The sequence below is a fragment of the Absiella sp. AM09-50 genome (assembly GCF_003433845.1).
In the GTDB taxonomy this organism is placed as follows: domain Bacteria; phylum Bacillota_I; class Bacilli_A; order Erysipelotrichales; family Erysipelotrichaceae; genus Hoskinsella; species Hoskinsella hominis.
Map to the genome: position 1 here is coordinate 203,521 of NZ_QVFI01000001.1, position 21,143 is coordinate 224,663.

The 21,143-nt window shown below is 35.3% G+C and carries 16 protein-coding genes; 9 read left to right on the plus strand and 7 right to left on the minus strand.

What is annotated here, in order from left to right:
* Positions 1–39 precede the first annotated feature (39 nt).
* Entirely contained in the window at positions 40–1,629 is a 1,590-nt protein-coding gene (locus DW114_RS00995) for an ISNCY family transposase (protein ID WP_117451515.1), read from the minus strand.
* A 294-nt stretch (positions 1,630–1,923) separates the two neighbouring features.
* Between DW114_RS00995 and licT the strand changes: the two genes are divergently transcribed.
* The 3 genes from licT (at position 1,924) to DW114_RS01010 (ending at position 6,195) form a co-directional block, all read left to right on the plus strand.
* On the plus strand, positions 1,924–2,757 hold the full coding sequence (licT, locus tag DW114_RS01000; RefSeq protein WP_117451519.1) for a BglG family transcription antiterminator LicT: 834 nt from the start codon (positions 1,924–1,926) through the stop codon (positions 2,755–2,757).
* Positions 2,758–2,859: 102 nt separating this feature from the next.
* Positions 2,860–4,701, plus strand: coding sequence for a beta-glucoside-specific PTS transporter subunit IIABC (locus DW114_RS01005; protein WP_117452001.1), 1,842 nt, complete (start codon positions 2,860–2,862; stop codon positions 4,699–4,701).
* Between the two features lie 12 nt (positions 4,702–4,713).
* A complete protein-coding gene (locus tag DW114_RS01010) occupies positions 4,714–6,195 on the plus strand; it encodes a glycoside hydrolase family 1 protein (RefSeq protein ID WP_117451520.1) in 1,482 nt (493 codons plus the stop codon).
* Positions 6,196–6,231: 36 nt separating this feature from the next.
* Here DW114_RS01010 and DW114_RS01015 read toward each other — a convergent pair whose 3' ends face one another.
* The 4 genes from DW114_RS01015 to DW114_RS01030 form a co-directional block, all read right to left on the minus strand.
* Positions 6,232–6,765, minus strand: a complete 534-nt coding sequence (locus DW114_RS01015) for a hypothetical protein (RefSeq protein WP_117451522.1) — start codon at positions 6,763–6,765, stop codon at positions 6,232–6,234.
* Positions 6,766–6,776: 11 nt separating this feature from the next.
* Entirely contained in the window at positions 6,777–7,166 is a 390-nt protein-coding gene (locus DW114_RS01020) for a hypothetical protein (RefSeq protein ID WP_117451523.1), read from the minus strand.
* Positions 7,167–7,256: 90 nt separating this feature from the next.
* Complete coding sequence (locus DW114_RS01025; RefSeq protein ID WP_117451525.1) at positions 7,257–7,667, minus strand: hypothetical protein; 411 nt, start codon at positions 7,665–7,667, stop codon at positions 7,257–7,259.
* Positions 7,668–7,793: 126 nt separating this feature from the next.
* A complete protein-coding gene (locus DW114_RS01030; protein WP_117451527.1) occupies positions 7,794–8,669 on the minus strand; it encodes a class I SAM-dependent methyltransferase in 876 nt (291 codons plus the stop codon).
* A gap of 174 nt (positions 8,670–8,843) precedes the next feature.
* On the opposite strand from DW114_RS01030, the gene DW114_RS01035 reads away from it, so the two are divergent.
* Genes DW114_RS01035 through DW114_RS01045 form a run of 3 tightly spaced genes read left to right on the plus strand, consistent with a single transcriptional unit; the run spans position 8,844 to position 11,975 of the window.
* Positions 8,844–10,007, plus strand: a complete 1,164-nt coding sequence (locus tag DW114_RS01035; RefSeq protein ID WP_117451529.1) for an alanyl-tRNA editing protein — start codon at positions 8,844–8,846, stop codon at positions 10,005–10,007.
* Between the two features lie 18 nt (positions 10,008–10,025).
* On the plus strand, positions 10,026–10,709 hold the full coding sequence (locus tag DW114_RS01040) for a ferrichrome ABC transporter substrate-binding protein (protein WP_117451531.1): 684 nt from the start codon (positions 10,026–10,028) through the stop codon (positions 10,707–10,709).
* A gap of 42 nt (positions 10,710–10,751) precedes the next feature.
* Complete coding sequence (locus DW114_RS01045; protein WP_117451533.1) at positions 10,752–11,975, plus strand: hypothetical protein; 1,224 nt, start codon at positions 10,752–10,754, stop codon at positions 11,973–11,975.
* A 24-nt stretch (positions 11,976–11,999) separates the two neighbouring features.
* On the opposite strand, the gene DW114_RS01050 is transcribed toward DW114_RS01045, so the two are convergent.
* Entirely contained in the window at positions 12,000–13,772 is a 1,773-nt protein-coding gene (locus DW114_RS01050) for an ABC transporter ATP-binding protein (RefSeq protein WP_117451535.1), read from the minus strand.
* Positions 13,773–13,870: 98 nt separating this feature from the next.
* Positions 13,871–15,478 (minus strand): LCP family protein, encoded by a 1,608-nt coding sequence (locus DW114_RS01055; protein WP_117451537.1) that lies wholly within the window; start codon positions 15,476–15,478, stop codon positions 13,871–13,873.
* 305 nt (positions 15,479–15,783) lie between these two features.
* Here DW114_RS01055 and DW114_RS01060 point away from each other — a divergent pair, with 305 nt between their 5' ends.
* Genes DW114_RS01060 through DW114_RS01070 form a run of 3 tightly spaced genes read left to right on the plus strand, consistent with a single transcriptional unit; the run spans position 15,784 to position 21,139 of the window.
* A complete protein-coding gene (locus DW114_RS01060; protein ID WP_117451539.1) occupies positions 15,784–18,048 on the plus strand; it encodes an ATP-dependent helicase in 2,265 nt (754 codons plus the stop codon).
* A gap of 9 nt (positions 18,049–18,057) precedes the next feature.
* Positions 18,058–20,037 (plus strand): NAD-dependent DNA ligase LigA, encoded by a 1,980-nt coding sequence (gene ligA, locus DW114_RS01065; RefSeq protein ID WP_117451541.1) that lies wholly within the window; start codon positions 18,058–18,060, stop codon positions 20,035–20,037.
* 1 nt (position 20,038) lies between these two features.
* A complete protein-coding gene (locus DW114_RS01070) occupies positions 20,039–21,139 on the plus strand; it encodes a CamS family sex pheromone protein (protein ID WP_117451543.1) in 1,101 nt (366 codons plus the stop codon).
* Positions 21,140–21,143 lie beyond the last annotated feature (4 nt).

Here is a 21,143-nt window from a genome sequence, read left to right on the forward strand (position 1 = left end):
AGTTTATGTCAAGCAAAAATGAAAATGTCTTAAAAATAATTAAACATTAGCACCGGATTGACGGTGCTTTTGCTTTGCCACATAAGCAAGATAAGAAGCCTGTTTCCAAGGATGTGACATAGGGGGAATATAAGGCTTTTTCTGTTTCACCTCAATAGGAAGCGTGTCGAAGTTCTTTGATGTAGCCTCACGTTCTAGGATTTCTTCTAAAGCGAATAGATGATCTAGGATGTTGGCATATAGCTTTCCATCAAATGCTTCGATCACCATCACATTCATACCTTTTTTCAGATATGCTTTACTACCAGATTTCGTTATAGGAATAAAATACTTGTTCTTATAGCGGATACAATGACCTGAATCAAGTTTTCGGTTGCTTAAAATGGCAAGCGTCTGATTGATTTTTTGCTTTGACGGTTGCTTTTCAAACACAGTTTTAGTATCATTGATTGGTAGAGAGAACATAGCGTTGAATTCTTTTAGGTAGGATTTTAAGAATTCATTGGCTTCCTCTATGGTTGTAATGCCCGCAAGCCTAAGTTCAATGACCAATCTTGATTGTAGGGTCTGATTAAGACGCTCTACGCGACCTTTCGCCTGCGGGACGCTCGTACATTCCAATTCAATGCCTAACTGATGGCAGGCATAAGAGAATTGCGTGAACGTATCTTCTTCATCAGAGGATGCGTTTTTTCTTTTGTACTCAAACACAGTGCGGCGGTCCGTAAGAAACTTGGCAGGGATGCCATAATCTATCAGGATTTGATGAGTGATTTGATAATACGCATTAAGCGTTTCCTGCGTATCAAAATAAGCACCAAGTATCTTACCAGTGGCGTCATCAATGGCCAGATGGAGATGAGTGATGGAGGTACCGAACCAAAGATGAGGAGAAGCATCCATTTGGACTAACTCGCCAAAATAAGCGCATCTAGGGCGTCTGGGATGTGCATCGAAGCGATCAAGTAGATCAAGTTTGTTTTCTATAGAAGCAGCTTCTTTTTTTGTCTTGGCAGCTTTCTTACGTTTTCTCAGCTCAGCGTTAAGAGTATTGACAGTTTTGCGTCTAGCCTTAGGAGAAAGTATGTCACAACTGCGGAGCCAATAATTGATGGTGGTGTCACTGACATGGATATCCTCTTTCTTCGCAAGCAGCTGTGAGAAATGAAGATCTATAGAAACAGCCTCTTTTTTTGTCTTAGCAGCTTTCTTACGTTTTCTCAGTTCAGCGTTAAGAGTATTGACAGTTTTGCGTCTAGCCTTAGGAGAAAGGATGTCGCAACTGCGGAGCCAATAATTGATAGTAGTGTCACTGACATGGATATCCTCTTTCTTCGCAAGCAGCTGTGAGAAATGAAGAAGATTGGCACCAGAATATTTCGTGCGATAAAGGTCAATGACTTTATTTTTGACCTCGACAGGGAAAGTGGAGATAGGCTGTCTGTTTCTGTTCTTGTGGATAAAACCAGTCTTACCTTCAGCTTTATATCTGACAATCAATCTGTCAATAGTGCGAACAGAGCAGTTTAATTTGATAGCAGCATTCTTTTTGTTTCCATGTGTATCAACTAATTTTTTAATAACCTCATATTTGTATTGTTCATTCATTCTTAAATTTACCTTTCTCATAAAGACCTCACTTTCATAGTAAGGTCATATCATAAATGATTTTAAAGACAAAATCAATTTGGTTTCATTAAGACATTATCATATTCGAATCATATTAAAGTGAAAAAATATTAAAAAAATGATTGACAAATATAGAAACGCTGAGTATTATATAGGCAGTAACCGGTTACAAAGAAAAAAGAATAGTCAAACGGATTGTGACTTTTAATAAGGCAATACCAATAAAGGCATGTGAAGAGTAAAATATTTGGTTTTACTGTTGCTGCCTTTTTTTATTTGTCGGGAGGTGGATGAATGGTCATTGACAAAGTGCTAAATACCAATGTAGTGCTTGCAAAAAACGATGAGGGAGAACAGGTAATCGTTATGGGATGTGGTGTCGCATTTGGTAAAAAAGCAGGAGAAATGATAGATGATACGAAAATTGATAAGATTTTTTCTCAGGATGTACCAAAACTAACAGATCATTTTAAGAAACTTGTGAAAGATATTCCAGAGGATTATATCAATCTGGCAGAGGAAATAATAAAGCAAGCCAAACTAAAACTTGGTAAAGAGTTTAATGATGATTTATATTTTTCTCTTAGTGACCATATCTACTTCACGATTCAACGATATCGAGAGGGTATGTTAATACAAAATCGCTTATTAATTGAAACTAAACGATTATATAAAGAAGAATTTAAGGTTGCAATGCAATCCTTGCAAATGATTAATCAGCGATATGAGGTGGAATTACCAGAGGACGAAGCAGCATTTATTGCATTACACTTTGTGAATGCAGAATTAAATGGAGATATGCAGGGAACCATGCAAATGACAAAAGTTGTTCAAGATATTTTGACAATTATCAAAAACTTTAAGCATATTGATTTTGATGAAGATTCATTAACATATTATCGATTGGTGACGCATTTGAAGTTTTTTGCTCAACGTATTCTCCAAAGAGATCGAAATACAGGAAATAGTGAAAATCAGCTGTTTCAAGTTGTAAAAGAAAAATATAAGGAGTCCTTTACATGTGTAGAAAGAATTGCACAATATGTTGACATAACATATGGATATCCTATATCAGATGATGATAAATTGTATCTTACAATACATATTGAAAGAGTTTCTAACAATTAAATTTTGTTTAGGATTGTAACTTTAAGTAGGCAACACCTGAATTGAACCTTAAGAAAAGGTCTTTTCAGGTGTTTTTATTTATTAACAGGAAGGTGAATGAATATGAATATTAAGCAGACAGCAGGAATGATTGTAAAAGCAGTTGGAGGAAAAAGTAATATAAAAGAAATGTTTCATTGTGTAACAAGACTTCGATTTTATTTAAAAGATGAAAGCGTGGTTAATCTTGAAGAAATTAAAAAAATTGATGGGGTATTAGGCGCACAATATCAGACAGAGCAATTACAAATCATTATTGGAAATGATGTTGAAATCGTTTATGATGAAATCATCAAACAAATTGGTTTTATTCATAATGAAGAAACATTGCAGACAAAACAGAAATTTCAGTTAAAAGGTATTTTTGAAACTATGGCAGCCATTTTCCTGCCAGTTGTTCCAGTATTAGCAGGAACTGGAATGGTAAAAGGTCTAATCACAATTTTAACTTCATTTTGTGGTGTAGATCCAGCTTCTGAAATGATTACTGTATTAACGATTGTGGGAGATTGTGTTTTCTATTTCTTCCCATTCTTAGTAGCATGGTCAGCATCAAAAAGATTTAAAACAGATACAGCTTGTGCAATGGCACTTGCAGGAGCATTGCTGTATCCAACAATGACAGCTGGACTGGCACAAGGATTAGATCCATTACATTTTTTAGGTATGCCAATACCTTTTGTAAAATACGCAGCAAGTTCTATTCCAATTATATTATCTGTTTGGGTAATGAGTTACGTCTATAAATATGTTGATAAATTTGTACCTAAATTTTTAAGATTGGTATTTACACCAATGATCGTATTATTGATAATGGTACCAATAACTTTGATTGCCACAGGACCATTAGCCAGCTATCTAGCAAAAGGCCTTGCGCAAATTGTGAAATTCTTATTCGATTTATCTCCAATTATTGCAGGGGCTGTTGTTGGTGGCACAAGATTATTAGTTGTCTTAACTGGTATGCATTTATCATTAGGTGCCATCTGTATGGAAAACTTATCTCAATTTGGCTATGATGTCTTATTGCCTATTAATACTATGGGAACAATGGCACTTGTTGGTGTGACATTAGGTGTTTGGTTTAAATCTAAACGTAATGATACAAAATCTGTAGCAATGTCTAGCTTTATTTCTGCTTTTATTGGTATTACAGAACCAGGTATTTATGGTGTTTTATTGAAGTTTAAAAATGCATTATTATCTGTTATGCTTGCAGGAGCTGTCGGAGGAGCATTTGTAGCATTCTTTGGAGGACATGCTACTGCATATGTAAATTCATGCATCTTATCATTGCCAGTATTTATGGGAGATGGTTTCTGGGCAGTTTGCACTGGTATGGGAATATCAACTGTACTAGGCTTTATCTTTGTACAAATCTTTGGATTATCTGAAGAAAAAAATTTAAAGGATAAAACTGTTGAAACGAAAATTGAAGAAGAACATGCGAAAACGGTATTTATTAGCCCAATGAGTGGAGATTTAGTAAAATTAGATAGTATAGATGATCCTGCTTTTTCAAGTGGCAGTATAGGAAAAGGGATTGCAATTAATCCAAATAATGGAAAAGTTGTAGCACCTGTAGATGGTACAATTAAAACAATTTTTCCTACAAAGCATGCGATTGGTATTGAATCAGAGGATGGTATAGAATGTTTAATTCATATTGGAATGGACACTGTGAATTTACAGGGAAAATATTTTAATGTGATTGTAAAAGAAGGACAACAGGTAAAACAGGGAGAATTAATTGCTGAAGTTGATTTGGCTTCTATATTGAAAGAGGGTTATTCACTTATTACCCCAGTGATTGTCACCAATGCAGATCAATACTTAGATGTTTTACCATTTGAAACACAAGGTATTATTGTATCATCAGAACCATTATTAACAGTATTGAAGTAGGAGGAAATGTATATGTATGAAAATCAAGTATCTTTAAAATTCCCAAAGAATTTTCTTTGGGGAGGAGCAACAGCTGCTAATCAAGTAGAAGGCGCATGGAAAGAAGATGGAAAGGGCTGGACAATTCAAGATTGTCTACCATACCGTGAAGTTGGATTTTCAGATTTTACAAAACAATTTGCATATAATTCTAAAGATTTGCAAGAAGCATTAAAAGCTGGTGAAGAGGCAAATTATCCAAAACGAAGGGCAATTGATTTTTATCATCATTATAAAGAAGATATAAAACTATTTGCAGAAATGGGTTTTAAAGTATTTCGCATGTCCATATGCTGGTCAAGAATATTTAGCGATCCTCGTGATGAAAAGCCGAATGAAAAAGGAATAGCGTTTTATGAAGAAATGTTTAAAGAATGTAAAAAATATGGTATTGAACCGCTTGTTACATTATCTCATTATGACCCACCATTAGCTTTAGTACAAGATTATCGTGGATGGTATTCACGAGAAGTGATTGATCTTTTTGTAAAATATGCTCGTGTATGCTTTGAACGCTTTGGCAAATATGTAAATTATTGGTTGACTTTTAATGAAGTAGATGCAATGTTACGTCATCCTGTCACAAGTGGTGGACTGATTGAAGATATGTTTGATGATATTCCATTTGAACAGGCAATTTATCAGGCGATGCATCATCAAATGATTGCTTCAGCAAAAGCAGTAAAAATCTGTCACGAATTATATCCAAATGCACAGGTTGGCTGTATGATGACAAAATTATGCTTCTATCCATTTACATGTAAACCAGAAGATAATCTTGCAAATCAACAGAGAATGAGAAGTGTGTATCGTTATGTAGATATACAGGTGTTTGGGGAGTATCCAAAATATCTGTTAAATGAAATTTCAGGAAAAGGATACCATATAAATAAAGAGGAAGGAGATGATCAGATTTTAAAGGATGGTATTGTAGATTTTGTTTCTTTTAGCTATTATATGACTAGTTGTATGGCCGCAGATACAAGTGGATTAGATATGGCACCTGGCAATACAGTAAATGGTGTAAAAAATCCATATCTTCCAAGTAGCGAATGGGGTTGGCAGACAGATCCTATAGGATTACGTATTTCACTTGTTGAATTATATGATCGTTATAGAAAACCATTGTTCATTGTTGAAAATGGACTAGGCGCAAAAGATAAAGTTTCAGAAGATGGAAAGATTCATGATGCATACCGTATGGAGTATTTAAAGGATCATGTAAAAGCTATGAGTGATGCTATCAATGCAGATGGTGTAGATTTAATTGGATATACATGGTGGGGATGCATCGATTTAGTTAGTGAATCTACACGACAGATGTCAAAACGTTATGGGTTTATTTATGTGGATATGGATGATTATGGAAATGGAACAATGAAACGCATAAAGAAAGACAGTTTTGATTATTACAAACAAGTGATTGCTTCAAATGGTGAAAATCTTGATTACTAATATTATAAAAGTACAGCAGTTTGCTGTACTTTTGCTTTAAATAATTATAGATAAATATGAACTGTCTAAGAAATCGCCCCATCCATTCTTTTGATTCACTGAAAAACCAGATAACAGATGAATATCTGGATAAGGAATACGATGCTTTGATAATATCATTTGAGCTTTTTCTAAAATATCAATGGTGATATCATCTGCATTTGAAAAGTCACTACCTTCACAAGCGTTATCGAAGTCTATGCCTAACATGAACAGCTGATTGATTTCCTCGATGCATACATCCTTATATAAGAATGAGAATTGTTCATAATCGTTTTTTGATAAGTTACCATCAAATTGCTCATTTGTCTGTTCATAATCATCAAATTCAAAAAGGAATTCCGGTATAATTTGTGCGTAGATATCACAACCTTCATTCCAATAATGGTTAGTCCATTGCCAGCACTTTTGTGCAACAAGTGTCCAGTCTTTTTCAGGGTAACAGGCTGTTACGTATTGCTCAAAGCACATGAATAAGTAACAAAGCCTTCCAGTAAGTGAAATTGTATGAAAATCAATGTTTTGTTTCATCATAAACTCCTTTAAAAAACCTGTATATATCCACTTTCTTTTCCTTTTCTCCATCCACAGGCGATATGACCACTTGCATATATGGATAGAAGCTTTTCAAAAAAATCAGGCATTGGAATATATCGACTATAGGCGTGAAGCATAAGGATTGTTGAAATATTGAATTTTATATCATCCAAAATATAAGGCTCATAGATGCCGGCAGCTTTTAAATTCTTTTGCCAGATGATTTCAAGTTGTGGCAGGATATCGTTTTTTACAGTTTTGATGATCTGATTCCAATTTCGATATTCGTCTTTAAAATTTTTTGATAGTTGTGCGGTATACTCTCCACGTTTTTCCAACAGGATGTTTTCCCATTTTGATGATTGGATAGATTTTCTAACATCTTTGCTTAACATAACATTATCAATTTCTGTTTCCTTTCCACAATTCAGAAACCAGGGAAAAGATAATAAGGTTTTTATGTATTAGAATCTATGGTTATGCTGTTATTCATTCTTATCTTCCTCATATTCATTGCGCATATCTTCTAAAAAATCAATGATATTCATATAAATGGCATCATCAATTTCACTTCCTGAATCATGATCCCAATAAGTGATAGAAAAACCATCTTCGTCCGGTGTATATCGGCACAGCCAAAATGAAAAATAATCATCACTGCCAAAACAAAACCATTGTTCACTTAAAAATGGTTCTGCTTTTGAATTTTTCAGTGCTGTTTCAAGGCAATCAATCTCACCAAAAGGCATTGATAGTTTTGAAACTTCACGATATAAGGGTCTTAATACTTCTGGAATCTGTTGTAAGGTTTCTTCATCATAATGACTATTTTCATATACGATTTCATCACCATACAATGTAATTAATTTTTCTATATAAGCTTGTATGATATTCATGATTATGCCTTCTTCCTATCGTTCTTTTGGAATATATCTGCTTTCATTATATCGTTATTTTTTACATCTGTCAGTTCAATTTGAAAAAAATCTACTATCGTATGATGATTGGATAGTAGACTTTTGTTATTTTTTTACCCATCTTCCATAGATGCCACAAGGAAGGGTGGTATTGCTTCTTGTGATTGGCAATCCAATTTCTCCGGCTTCTATATAGCCATTTGGATGTTTTCTTAAAATTGTCGCATGAATCAGGTTGTATAAAACAGATGCTGGAAAACCTGTTGTATAGGAATTGATCAAAAAGAATAAAGGATCATCATCCAGAATTTCCATACACGCACTTACCAGTGGATATAATTGTTCTTCAATCTTCCAAACTTCGCCATTTGGTCCTCGACCATAACTTGGTGGATCCATAATGATCGCATGATAGGTTCTTCCACGACGTTTTTCACGCTGTACAAATTTTAAAACATCATCCACGATAAAACGGATTTTATGATCTTCTAGGTGTGATAAGCTCATATTTTCTTTTGCCCAGTTGACCATACCTTTACTCGCATCCACATGTACGACTTCTGCAGCACCTGCACTCGCACAGGCCATTGTTGCCCCACCTGTATAAGCAAATAAATTTAAAACACGGATTTCTTTATCTGCATTTCTGATTTTATCCATCATAAAGTCCCAGTTTGCTGCCTGTTCAGGGAACAGTCCCGTATGCTTAAAACCGGTAGGAGATACTTTGAATCGTAATTCTTTATAAGAGATGGTCCAGCTTTCTTTAAATTTCTTTTTATATTCCCAACTGCCGCCACCACTTTTACTGCGATGATAATGGGCATGAGGACTTTTCCATAACTGATCTTCCTTGTCAATAGGCCAGATAACCTGAGGATCTGGACGGCGTAAAATAATATCTTTCCATCTTTCCAGTTTTTCACCGTTTCCGGCATCTATACATTCATAATCTTTCCAATGATCTGCTACTTGATTCATATATGTCCTCCTGCTATAAACTTGCTTTATCATTATACATGATTTTTACCGCAATGAAAAGGCATGAAATAACATGATTTCACATATTAATTAAAAGGGATTACTATTCAAAAGGAATTAAAAATGTGGTAAAATAGAAGAAATAAAAATTTTATGAGGAAAGGAAGCGTGAGTATGTTCAATAAATTGTATGATAATTGCTTTAAGACAGAACTAGGGACTGTCGTAACAAAAGTAAAAGAAGAAAACGGCATGTTCTGGCATGCATTTAAAGAAACCATTTTCTTTAAGGAAAGTGGAGGTATGCAAAGTGATATCGGAATGATTGATAATCACTATGTAGAAGCATTAAAATATGAAGATGGAGAATTATGGCATTTATTGGATACCAGATTGGAAGGAAACGTATTTATGAGCGTGAATCTGCATGAACGTTTTCGTAAATGTCAGGTTCATACAGCCCAGCATTTGATTAGTGCTGTTTTAGGAAATGTATATAAAGTAAAAACACTTGCTCACCATGTTGGTGATGAAGAAAATGATATTGAATTTGATTTAAAAGATTTCAATGATAAAATGGCATTTGAATTAGAGGTGCTGTGCAATGGATTGATTCGTGATGATCTGGATGTGACAGTTACATATCCAAGTTATAACGAAGCATTAAAATTCGTTGCTAAAGAAGCATTGATTCCACATATGGATGATGATATCCGTGTTGTGAAAATCGGTGCGTTAGACTATAACCTGTGTGGTTGTATGCATGTGCCTAGCTTACGTTATCTGCAAATGCTGTTTATTGTTGGGTACGAAAAAACAAGTAAAGGCTATAAGATTCGCTATACCGTGGGAGATCAGATGTTAGACAGTGTTAAGAAACGTTATAAAGTCTTGGATGAAGCCAGCAACTCATTGGCAGTTTCCCATATCTATGTCAATACTGGCGTTAATCGTTTAATTAATGAAGTAAAGCAGTTAAACAGAGATGTTGTTGTATGGAAACATAAATACTATAAAATGCTTGCGAAAGAACTTGCCGCAAAAGAAGAAAATGTGATTGTGGAGTTCTTCGATGATATTGATCAGAAGTCTTTGGCGAATTTAGCTCAATATATAACAAAAGAAGATAAAAAAGCAGTTGTATTTATCGCAAAAATATACGATAATATGCAAGTGGTTGTCGCAAGTCATCCTGAGGTTGACTTTGATGTGGAAAAGGTCTTTGAAAAGATTGCGGATGAATACCACTTAAAAGGTGGCGGCAACAAAGAACTGAAACAAGGCGGCGGCCTGTATAAAGAAAATGTTTTAGAATATGTCAAACAAATGAAATTCTAATTGCAGTTGGAGGTATTTATGAAAATCAGAAAAAGCTTGATTGCACTAACGCTTCTTGCGATGGTATTTACAGTCAGCGGCTGTAGCGGGGGATCAGACAAGGAAAGCAAAAAAGAAGAAGATAAAAAAGAGCCTGTGGTTTCCATGGTCGCAAATGATGTCTATGTGGAACCAGTCAATCCTACGAATGCACAAATCACGGCATACAACAAGCTGAGCGCAGCACTGGAGAATCAGGATACACAAGAAGAAGCAAAACAGGTAGCTGTCAGCTTTGCTTTTGATTTCTTTACATTGTCCAATAAAAAAGATCAAAGTGATTTAGGTGGTTTAGAATTTATTCCTACAGCCTATATCAATAAGTTTAAAGATTTTGCGACTGCTTATTATTATGGAAATTATCCTACGATCGTAAATGAATATGGCAAGGACAGTTTACCTGAAGTAAGTGATGTGCAGATCAGTGGTTTTGAAGAAGCACAAGGTTTACAATATAATGCACAGCCTGTAGAAGGTTATTATGTTGATTTAAAAGTAACCTATAAGGAAGGAAAGATTCCAGTAGATAAACTTAAAACCAGCATGAAGGTAACACTGATTCGCATGTATGATTATGACTATAATCCAGAAACAGATTATAGTGGCAATTATGCAGAATCAGCGCAGCCAAAACAAGGTTATCGTGTATTAGCACTAGATTAAAGGGACTGAACATACAGTCCCTTTTTAGAGGAGGTAAGATGAATGTCAATTGAAGTAGTATTAGAAGGTGCGCTTGAAAAAGAAAAGGACAGAGAACAGTTTTCTCAGTATTTAAAAGATGTATGTGTAAAAAAGAAAGTACATATCGAAGATTATGATGCAACCTTGATGATGGATATTTGTCCAGAAGGATATATTGAATGCAGCTATGAAGGAACTTTTGTTAGTATTGTAGCACAGACAAATGTAGCGGGACCTGGATTTCATGCATTTGTATGTTCATTCTTTGATGAAGTCATCATGAATAGTCCAATTGCTTTTGAAGTAAGTGATCCAACAAAATATTATGAAGAAAGAAACTTTGAAAATTTAAAATATAAATACTTCTATCAGTGGCTAAAGGATATCGCAGGATATGTAAAGGATAATCATCAGGAATTAAATAATCTGATGATCAGCTGGCCAATGGATTACTATCAGCCAATTGGAAAAGATGGTTATGTGGTAACACCAATGGGATATATTTCTGTAGAAGATTTCACGAATTTGGATATCGAAGAGTTAGCACAGCGTTTCTTTATTTGGAATGATTTGGATTTTCATGCAGGATATTATCGTAATTGTGCATTATCCTTGCTATGGAAAGAATGCTTCTTTGAATACAGCAGTATGAATGAATACAGCGATAAGATGGCAAATATGATTATAGATTATATTGAAGCTGCTTATGAAAAAGATGATACATTGCCACTTCCTATGAAAGAATATCATGAATTATGTGAAGCCATCCATAGAGAAGATATCATCCGTCATGGTATTGATATGCATCTTGAAGATGTAGGATATCGTCGCTATATGGTGTCTTATCCTTTTGGCAACTGGCGTATTCCTGTGCCTGGCTGCAGTGAAAATGGCTATGATGAAAAAAGTCAGACCTTGCATTTCATGGCACCTTACAAACAAAGTGAAGATGGATGGAAATGGCTCATCAAGGCAAATGCCTATATATTTGAAGAAAATTTAGAATTTGCGCAGGCATTTTTATGTGAAGAAGCTTTTGATATTGATAATCAGAATTTCAAAGGAAAAGGTTTTATTGAAGAAACAGAGGAATACTATCGTATTTCTGCGCAATATATTTCGGGACAGGAAACTATGTTAATGGAATGCATCATTCGTGATCAGGAAGATGTGGAAACCTTGCGTGAATGGTTAACAATGGTAGAACATACAAAAGTAAATGAAGAAGATAAAAAGAAAAACTAATGCACGTCATTAGTTTTTCTTTTGTTATTTTGTATGTATCACTTCTTTGGTCTGTTCATCGTAATCCAAACCTTCAAATTGAAGGTTATAATATTTCGCATAAACACCATTTTTCTCCATTAATTCCTCATGACTGCCACGTTCTTCCATACCGTTTTCACTAATAACGATAATTTCATCCGCATTACGGATAGTAGATAAACGATGGGCAATGGTGATACATGTTCGATTTTTTGATAATTCTTCCAGACTTTTTTGAATGTGACGTTCACTTTCATTATCTAAAGCACTGGTTGCTTCATCCAGAATTAAAATTTTAGGATTTTTCAGAAATACACGGGCGATAGAGATACGCTGTTTCTGTCCACCACTTAATCGTGTACCACGCTCTCCTACAAAAGTATCATATCCATCAGGTAAGCTCATAATGAATTCATGGATGTTGGCTTTCTTTGCTGCATCAATGATTTCATCATCACTAGCACCCGGGCGGCCATATGCAATATTTTCTTTAATACTACCAGTAAATAAATAGACATCTTGTTGAACAATGCCGATGGCTTTACGTAAACTTTCCAGTGTCAACTCACGTACATCTTTACCATCTACTTTAATGCTTCCACTGTTTACATCATAAAATCTTGGAAGCAAGGAACAAATGGTTGTTTTTCCACCGCCGCTTGGACCAACCAAGGCAATGGATTTTCCTGCGTCAATATGGAAGTTGATATGATCTAATACAGTTTCTTCTTCATTGTAACTGAAGCATACATCTTCATAATCGATGACACCAGATACTTCTTCAATATCTTTTGCGTTTTCTGCATCTACGATATCTGGTTTTGTTTCAATGACTTCTAAGAAACGTTTAAAACCAGAGAACCCTTTTTGAAACATTTCTGTGAATTCCACAAGGACTTCAATTGGTGCTACAAAGATATTGATATATAAAGCATAGGTAGCCAGTGAAATTGGATCTAAGGTACCTTTAGCGATAAAGAAACCTCCAGCTACTAGAATTGTCAGATACAACATACCCTGAAAGAAATTATTTCCTGCATGAAACAATCCCATACGATAATAGTTATTTGATTTAGATTGTAAGAACATCTGATTACTGTGGGCGAATTTATCACGTTCAATATCTTCATTCGCAAATGATTTCACCACACGAATGCCAGCTAAGGAATCCTGTAAACTAGCATTGACGCCTGCAATCTTACGTCGATTATCCATGAAGGTAGCCTGCATTTTCTTGTTTTGAAATAAAGAGAACACCAGCATAATAACTGTTACCGCAATCAAAATTAATGTTAATGGCACATGGATATATAACAACAATATGAAAGAACCAAAAATCTTTAATAATGAGATAAACACGTTTTCAGGTCCATGGTGAGATAATTCAGAAATATCAAATAAATCAGATACCAGTTTACTCATCATTTCTCCTGTATTGTTTTGATCATAATAAGAGAATGATAAACGTTCAAATTGATCAAACAGATCCTGACGCATATCACTTTCCATCTTTGCGCCCATGATATGCCCCTGGGCAGTGACATAGTAACGACACAATGCTCTTACAATATACATGATCAACAGGCCAATGGCCAAAATAAACAGGCTGTCCATGATCATTTCTTTTGGCTGAACATAAAACGTATTGTTTAAATAATTTAAAATCTGTGGAAATGCCAGGTCAACGATACTGATAATCAATGCACACAGCATATCCAGAAAAAAAACTTTTTTATACGGCTTATAATAACTTATGAACTTTTTCATAATTTCCATTTTCTTTTACCTTCCTTTCGCACCGGCTAATTATAACATATTCTACCCATTTTTGTACGGACAATGCTTATAAAAAAAGAAAAGAGATTTCTCTTTTCTTAATGTGGATTTACTGCCATATCAGACCAAACCAGTGTTGGATCTTGATTGATCTGTGGAGTATCCTTATATAAATCCTGTAAATCAAAATGGAATTCATTCATCTTTAATTGATTGCTTGCGCCTTCAAAAGCATTTAATAAGGCATGTACTTCATCACGACTGAATAAGTAACAATCACTAATTCCTAAAGTGGAAGTACTTGCGGCTACTTGATCATCATAACAGCCGGTATCACTTTTGATTGAACTTATGGTCCATGGAGATAAATCGTTTAATTCATTTGACACGAAATCTGTGATTTTATCACTAGGTACATTGGTAATCACATAACTTGGTATAATATCTAATAATTTGTTCAGATATCCGATCGCAGAAGGAGAAATCATTTTATTGATCATCGCCTTGATGATTCTTTGTTGTGCACGTTCACGACCTGCATTATCATAGCCAATTGTATGTCTGTGTCTTGCATAAGCCAGTGCCTGTTTACCATTCAGATGTTGTTTTCCTTTTTTTAAACAAACTAAATCATCTTTTTTGAAACTACGATTTTCATCCTGTTCACAGAAATCAATTTCTACATCTACATCGATACCACCAATTGCATCTATAATCTGAATCAAAGAATTAAATCCAATACGTGCATAATAATCAATGGGAATCTGGAAGAAGTTTTCAATCGCTGCCACACTGTTTTCGATTCCATCATTTCCTGTATGTGTTAATTTATCATTCATATTATTCAATGCTGGATTTGGTATATATCCATCACGTGGCAAAGATACCATATCAATATGTTTTGCGACTGGATTGACAATCAAAATCAGGTTGGTATCCGTTCTGGTCTGTTGATCAGGAGAACCCATATTATCAATACCACTTAGATAGACTGTAAAGGTATCTTTTGTGATATCAATATTGCGTGTTGTTGGTTTTGTTTTCTTTGTAGTTTCATAGGTTTCAATTGTTTTGACATTATCTTTAAAAGCGTCAATATTCGCCGCAGACATATTGTAGTATGTTTCAGAGATTGCAAGCGCCTGTAATGTCTTTAAATCCAATAAATCCGTAATCAACTGCGTGTAATCTAAAGCATCTACTGCAGTATAATTTGTAACTTTACCAGATAATTGCTGTTTTACATATTCTGCATTATCTTTATCTGTACTGTTTTGAAATCCAATTGTCGCATTTTCTAAATCTTTAATGCTGGAAATGTTGGAATCCTTTGGTACGATGACCATCAGCTTTTCCACATTGGATTCACTGCTTACAGAGCTGGATGACACCTTACGCAATGTAGAACGTGTCTTATCTAAGAAATAGCCACCAGTTGCTAGCAATGCACATAACAATAGGATGAATACACGCTTTGTGTATACCGCCCATTTTGGCAGTTTCTTTAAGGATAGAATGAACAAAATCGCAAATATCACGGCAAAGACAGCCGCAGCGATCATAATCCATTTTTGTGGTAGAATTCCAAAGGTAAATGCTATGTAAAACGCCATGACCATAATGATCATCAGAATCAGAAGAAATACTAGGTCAATTGTCCTGCTGTAGTTGCGTTTTCCCTTTTTATTACTATCTTTCTTTGACATATTTTATACACCTCAACATTTTTAAATTATAGTATAAAATAAGCAAAATTACTATGGATATTTTGTGAATATTTCGTAAGAAATGTATCATATGTCATATATAAGGAAGATTTGATATCAGCATTTGCAGAAAAGATGCGTAAATATGAAATATGTGATATAAGATACTATCAAAAAAGCAGAATGAATACAAAGCTTTAGATAAAAAATTCAATCGAAAAAAATCACCTTAAAATTACCTTACAATACGCTATATGCATAGAGATTTTAAAACGTTTATGATATACTATTACGGAGGTGATTTTGTGTCGTTATTAGAACAGTTAAATGATAAACAGGCAGAAGCCGCAAGTTGTGTGGATCATCATTTGAGAATCATTGCAGGTGCAGGTAGTGGCAAGACAAGAGTTGTGACGACCAGAATCGCATATCTGATCGATGAATTACACGTATATCCCAATAAAATCTTAGCGATTACGTTTACGAATAAAGCCGCAAAAGAAATGAAGGAGCGAGTGGAAAATATATTAGGGGATGTAGCATCCGCTGTACAGATTTCTACAATTCACTCCTTTTGTGTGCGATTATTAAGAGAGGATATTTTAGAAATCGGATATCCTAGAAACTTTACAATATTAGATAGTGATGATCAGAAAAGTATCTTAAAAGATGCTTATAAACAGATGAAAATTGATGTGAAATCCTATAGCTATGGTTCTATGCTGTCCTATATCAGCGGCAATAAAACCAATTTTATTGATCCCAATGTGGCAAAGATGAATGCTGGACCATGGGCAGGAGAACAGATCAAAGCGGATGTTTATGCATTCTATCAAAAACGTTTACAGGAAATGTTTGCGCTGGATTTTGATGATTTATTGATATTTGCGCATCATATATTGAGAGATTATGAAGAAGTCAGAAGAAAATGGCAACGACGTTTTAAATATATTCATGTAGATGAGTTTCAGGATGTGGATAATCTACAATATGCCATCATTAAAATGCTGGTCAAAGAAGATTCTTATTTATGTGTAGTAGGGGATCCAGATCAGACAATTTATACATGGCGTGGTGCACAGGTAGATATTATCATGAATTTTGATAAAGATTTTCCAAATGCGAAAACCGTTATTTTAAATCAGAATTATCGTAGTACCCAGCAAATATTGAATGGTGCGAATGCACTTATCAAGAATAACCGCAATCGTATTGATAAAGATTTATTTACAGAAATTGAAGGGGACAGTAAAATTGTTCACTTTACTGCAATGGATGGGGATAATGAACCTGTCTGGGTTGCAGGTAAGATCAAGACATTACATCATGCGGGCATAAATTATAAAGATATCGCAATATTATATCGTAGTAACTATTTATCACGAGGACTTGAAAAAGCCTTGTTGGATGCACATATTCCCTATCGTATTTATGGTGGCGTACGATTCTATGATCGTGCAGAAATTAAAGATGCATTAAGTTATTTACGACTATTAGCGCCAAAAAGTGAAGATGACCCAAAAGAATTATTTAAAAATCTAGCAGTAAAACGTGTCATTAATTCTCCAAAACGTGGAATAGGCGCAAAAACATTAGAACTGATTGAAACGCAGGCTGGACATGATCAAACCAATATGTATGATGTATTAAAGCATTATGAAATTGGAAAAGGCAAAGCCAGAGCAAGTATTCAGGAGTTTGTGCGTGTTATTGAAGAATGCCGTGCTTTGGTGGATACCATCAGTATCGATCAATTAATGGAACGTATTATGGAGGAAAGTGGCTATCTGGCAATGCTGGATGAAGAAAAAGAAATAGAGCGTAAAGAAAATATCAAGGAATTGATCAATGATATCGCAGATTATGTGGAAAGTAATCCAGATGGCAGTCTACAGGATTATTTACAGGAGATTTCCTTATATACAGATAAAGAACAGACACAGCAGGGTGACTTTGTGCAGTTGATGACGATTCATGCAGCTAAAGGCCTTGAGTTTGATAATGTGTTTGTATACAGTCTTTGTGAAGGTATTTTTCCAAATGAAAAAAGTGTTGGAGAAGGTGGACAGGAGGCATTGGAAGAAGAACGTCGTCTTGCCTATGTTGCCTTTACCAGAGCAAAGAAGCAGTTGTTTTTAAGTGATTCCTATGGGTATAGTTACATACTGGATAAAATTAAAACAACCTCAAGATTTATTAGTGAGATACCAGAAGAATATTTAGAGGATGTTGGCGCAAAACCACGAAACAGTTTTGCTGGTGATGTGGATACATTCAGTGGTGCTGATTTCTTATCCATGAATCAAAGATCACGTTCTTTTTCAACAGGAGAACGCCATCAGGATGATATGATTCAGCATGCTCCACAGGATTTTGTGGATAATTCTTCAAAAACAGTAGAAAAACCGAAGAAAAAGGGTAAGATAAGAAAAGGTGATCTCGTGAACCATGCTTCATTTGGAGATGGTGTGGTCATAAAAATGGAAGGTGAATTAGCTGTGATTGCTTTTGACCAGAAATTCGGTATCAGAAAAATCATGGTAACACACCCATCCCTTACAAAAAAATAGGAGGTTTCTATGAGTCAACAACGAATATTGGAATTACGCCGTATCTTAGATCGGCTTTCTTATGAATATTATGTATTGGACAAGCCAAGTGTATCTGATCAGGAATATGATCGATATTATCAGGAGCTGGAATCTTTGGAACAACAGTTTCCAGAATATGCTGATCCTAACTCTATTACACAAAGAGTTGGCGGTGTGGTATTAGATGCATTCACGAAAGTAGAACACAGTCGTGCTATGTTATCTTTGGATGATGTGTTCAATTTAGAAGAATTACAGGACTTTGATCGAAAGGTGCGTGAAGTGGAGCCCAATGCCCGCTATGTCGCAGAATTAAAAATCGATGGTCTGGCAATGTCTTTGATTTATCGTAATGGTACATTTGTTCAGGCGGTTACACGAGGCAATGGTATCGTTGGAGAAGATGTTACTCATAATGTTCGTACGATTCAAAGTATTCCTATGCATATCCCATATACAGAGGAAGTGGAGGTGCGTGGTGAAGTATATATGCCAAATGCATCCTTTGAAATGTTGAATAAACAACGAGAAGAAAAAGGTGAAGAATTATTTGCGAATCCAAGAAATGCTGCCGCAGGTTCTATCCGCCAGCTAGATTCAAAAATTGCCGCAAGTCGTAAATTGGATGCTTTCTGGTACTATTTCGTAAATTCTTCAGAATTTGGTATTCAAAGTCAGGAAGAAGCACTTGAAAAGATGGAAGAAATGCATTTGCGTGTCAATCCGCTTCGCCGTATCTGTGCGAATATGGATGAAGTATGGGCATTTATTCAGGAAATTGGGGAACAGCGACCTCATTTGCCATATGCCATTGATGGTATGGTCATCAAGGTAGATTCTTTTGCGGCACAGGCGCATTTAGGAAATACCATAAGGGCACCAAAATGGGCAATTGCTTATAAATTCCCAGCTGAAGAAGTTGTCACAAAGCTTTTAGATATCGTATTGACAGTAGGAAGAACAGGAAAAATTACACCAAATGCTGTATTAGAACCAGTCAGAGTCGCTGGAACAACTGTAAGTGCAGCTACACTTCATAATGAAGATATGATCAAAGAAAAAGATGTACGTATCAACGATGATGTTGTCATACGAAAAGCTGGAGATATCATTCCAGAAGTCGTAAGAGCAATAAATGAAAGAAGAGATGGTACACAGGCTGTTTATCAGTTCCCAAATGTGTGTCCAGTATGTGGTAGTGAACTTGTTCGTTTACCTGATGAGGCTGCCCATTATTGTATCAATCAGGACTGTCCTGCACGTGTAGTGGAAAGTATGATTCACTTCGCCAGCAGAGATGCCATGAATATTGATACATTGGGAGAAAAGAAAGTAGAATTCTTCCATGATAAAGGATTATTAAATACCATAGAAGATATTTATCGTCTGGTAGAACATAAAGAAGAAATCTTAGCTTTTGAAGGATTTAAAGAAAAAAGCTATCAGAATATGATTGATGCGATTGAAGTGAGTAAACAAAATCCATTGGAAGATTTAATCTTTGGACTTGGTATTCGTCAGGTTGGAAAAAAGGCCGCAAAGATACTTGCGAAACGTTTCCTTACCATGGATGCCTTAATGCAGGCAAGTCATGATGAATTAACGATGATCAAAGATATTGGAGATATCACAGCGCAAAGTATTGTGGCATTCTTCCATGAACCCAAAAATATAGAACTGATCAATCATTTAAAAGCATATGGCTTACGTATGGATACAGAAAAAGAAGAAATCAAAGAAAGTATCTTTACAGGAAAAACGGTAGTTTTAACAGGTACTTTAACACAGCTAACCAGAAATGAAGCAAAGGCAATCTTAGAAGGACTGGGGGCAAATGTCAGCGGTTCTGTATCAAAGAAAACAGATTATGTCATTTATGGAGAAGCAGCAGGCAGTAAACTAACCAAGGCCAATGATTTAGGTGTTGCGACCATGGATGAAGAAACCTTTATGAAAGAGGTGAGCTGATGTGAAATTAAAAGATTTAGGGTTAATTGCATTATCCGGCGTACTATTATTAAGCGGCTGTAACAATTCTGATGATAAGAAAAAGGATAAAAATGATGGAAAAGAAACCGTTGCGATACGTGAGGGAGATTATACCGCATTATTACCTTTTGATGTCAGTGATGCCCGTTTAAAACACATGACCATGGTGACCAATCTAAATGATACATTGGAAATCGCCAATGGTTTGATGAAATATAGTAAACAGCACTTTTCACCAGATACATATACGTATCGGGAAAGCCAGTTCTTAGATTACAATACCTTAGATGCATCTGCGGATAAAAATGGATTATTGGGTAGGAAAAGCGAAGAAAATCCTATTGGTTTAAATCCAGAAAACGGCACTGCCTTTCAGACAGATAAAGGAACCATAAAAGATCCTGTGATTCTGGTTGATATATTTGAGATTGACTGGTATAAAGGGGAAGAATTAAGTGGTTTATCACTAGCCATGGTAGTCAACAGTCAGGATGTTGATGAAAAAAATCAGAAATATACGATTAAAGAAAGTGATATGAAAAAATATGAAAGTGTATATGGCCAGCGTTTGCTGCAATATATGCGTGATACCTATCCACAGATGAAAAAACTTCCGATTTATGTTACTGTATATGATATCGCAGGAGATCAGGAGGGCATACCTGGAACCTTTAAACGGGAAGGATATGTAAAAGGTGATGCTACATCCATTGATTTTTCAGATATCAATGCCAACTGGGTATTATTTCCAACGGATGAAAGTGATAAAAAGGATGCGACCACAAATACAGCTTTTGTGAATTATAAAAAAGCATTAGCTGAACTGGATTTGGGAGATGATACTTCCATAATAGGAAAAGGCTATTTTGAAAATGATAGTTTGAATGAATTGAAAATATCCGTTGTGGCACATGCGAAAACCGGTATGGAAATGAATGCTATTGCCCAGCTGCTTGTAGAAAATCTAGATGAGTTTGCGACATCCTATCGCATCACTGTAGATGTCAGTTGTGATAACAATCATTATGCTGCCATTGAACGTGAAAAGAACAGTAGTAAAGTAACAACGATCTTATTTTAAATAA

Bases quoted from the DNA above. Each gene is read 5' to 3' on its own strand.
- DW114_RS01055 (WP_117451537.1), bottom strand. From the start codon at position 15,478: ATGTCAAAGAAAGATAGTAATAAAAAGGGAAAACGCAACTACAGCAGG.
- DW114_RS01045 (WP_117451533.1), top strand. From the start codon at position 10,752: ATGTCAATTGAAGTAGTATTAGAAGGTGCGCTTGAAAAAGAAAAGGAC.
- licT (WP_117451519.1), top strand. From the start codon at position 1,924: ATGGTCATTGACAAAGTGCTAAATACCAATGTAGTGCTTGCAAAAAAC.
- DW114_RS01025 (WP_117451525.1), bottom strand. From the start codon at position 7,667: ATGAATATCATACAAGCTTATATAGAAAAATTAATTACATTGTATGGT.
- DW114_RS00995 (WP_117451515.1), bottom strand. From the start codon at position 1,629: ATGAGAAAGGTAAATTTAAGAATGAATGAACAATACAAATATGAGGTT.
- DW114_RS01020 (WP_117451523.1), bottom strand. From the start codon at position 7,166: ATGTTAAGCAAAGATGTTAGAAAATCTATCCAATCATCAAAATGGGAA.
- DW114_RS01050 (WP_117451535.1), bottom strand. From the start codon at position 13,772: ATGGAAATTATGAAAAAGTTCATAAGTTATTATAAGCCGTATAAAAAA.
- DW114_RS01010 (WP_117451520.1), top strand. From the start codon at position 4,714: ATGTATGAAAATCAAGTATCTTTAAAATTCCCAAAGAATTTTCTTTGG.
- DW114_RS01030 (WP_117451527.1), bottom strand. From the start codon at position 8,669: ATGAATCAAGTAGCAGATCATTGGAAAGATTATGAATGTATAGATGCC.
- DW114_RS01015 (WP_117451522.1), bottom strand. From the start codon at position 6,765: ATGAAACAAAACATTGATTTTCATACAATTTCACTTACTGGAAGGCTT.
- DW114_RS01035 (WP_117451529.1), top strand. From the start codon at position 8,844: ATGTTCAATAAATTGTATGATAATTGCTTTAAGACAGAACTAGGGACT.
- DW114_RS01005 (WP_117452001.1), top strand. From the start codon at position 2,860: ATGAATATTAAGCAGACAGCAGGAATGATTGTAAAAGCAGTTGGAGGA.
- ligA (WP_117451541.1), top strand. From the start codon at position 18,058: ATGAGTCAACAACGAATATTGGAATTACGCCGTATCTTAGATCGGCTT.
- DW114_RS01040 (WP_117451531.1), top strand. From the start codon at position 10,026: ATGAAAATCAGAAAAAGCTTGATTGCACTAACGCTTCTTGCGATGGTA.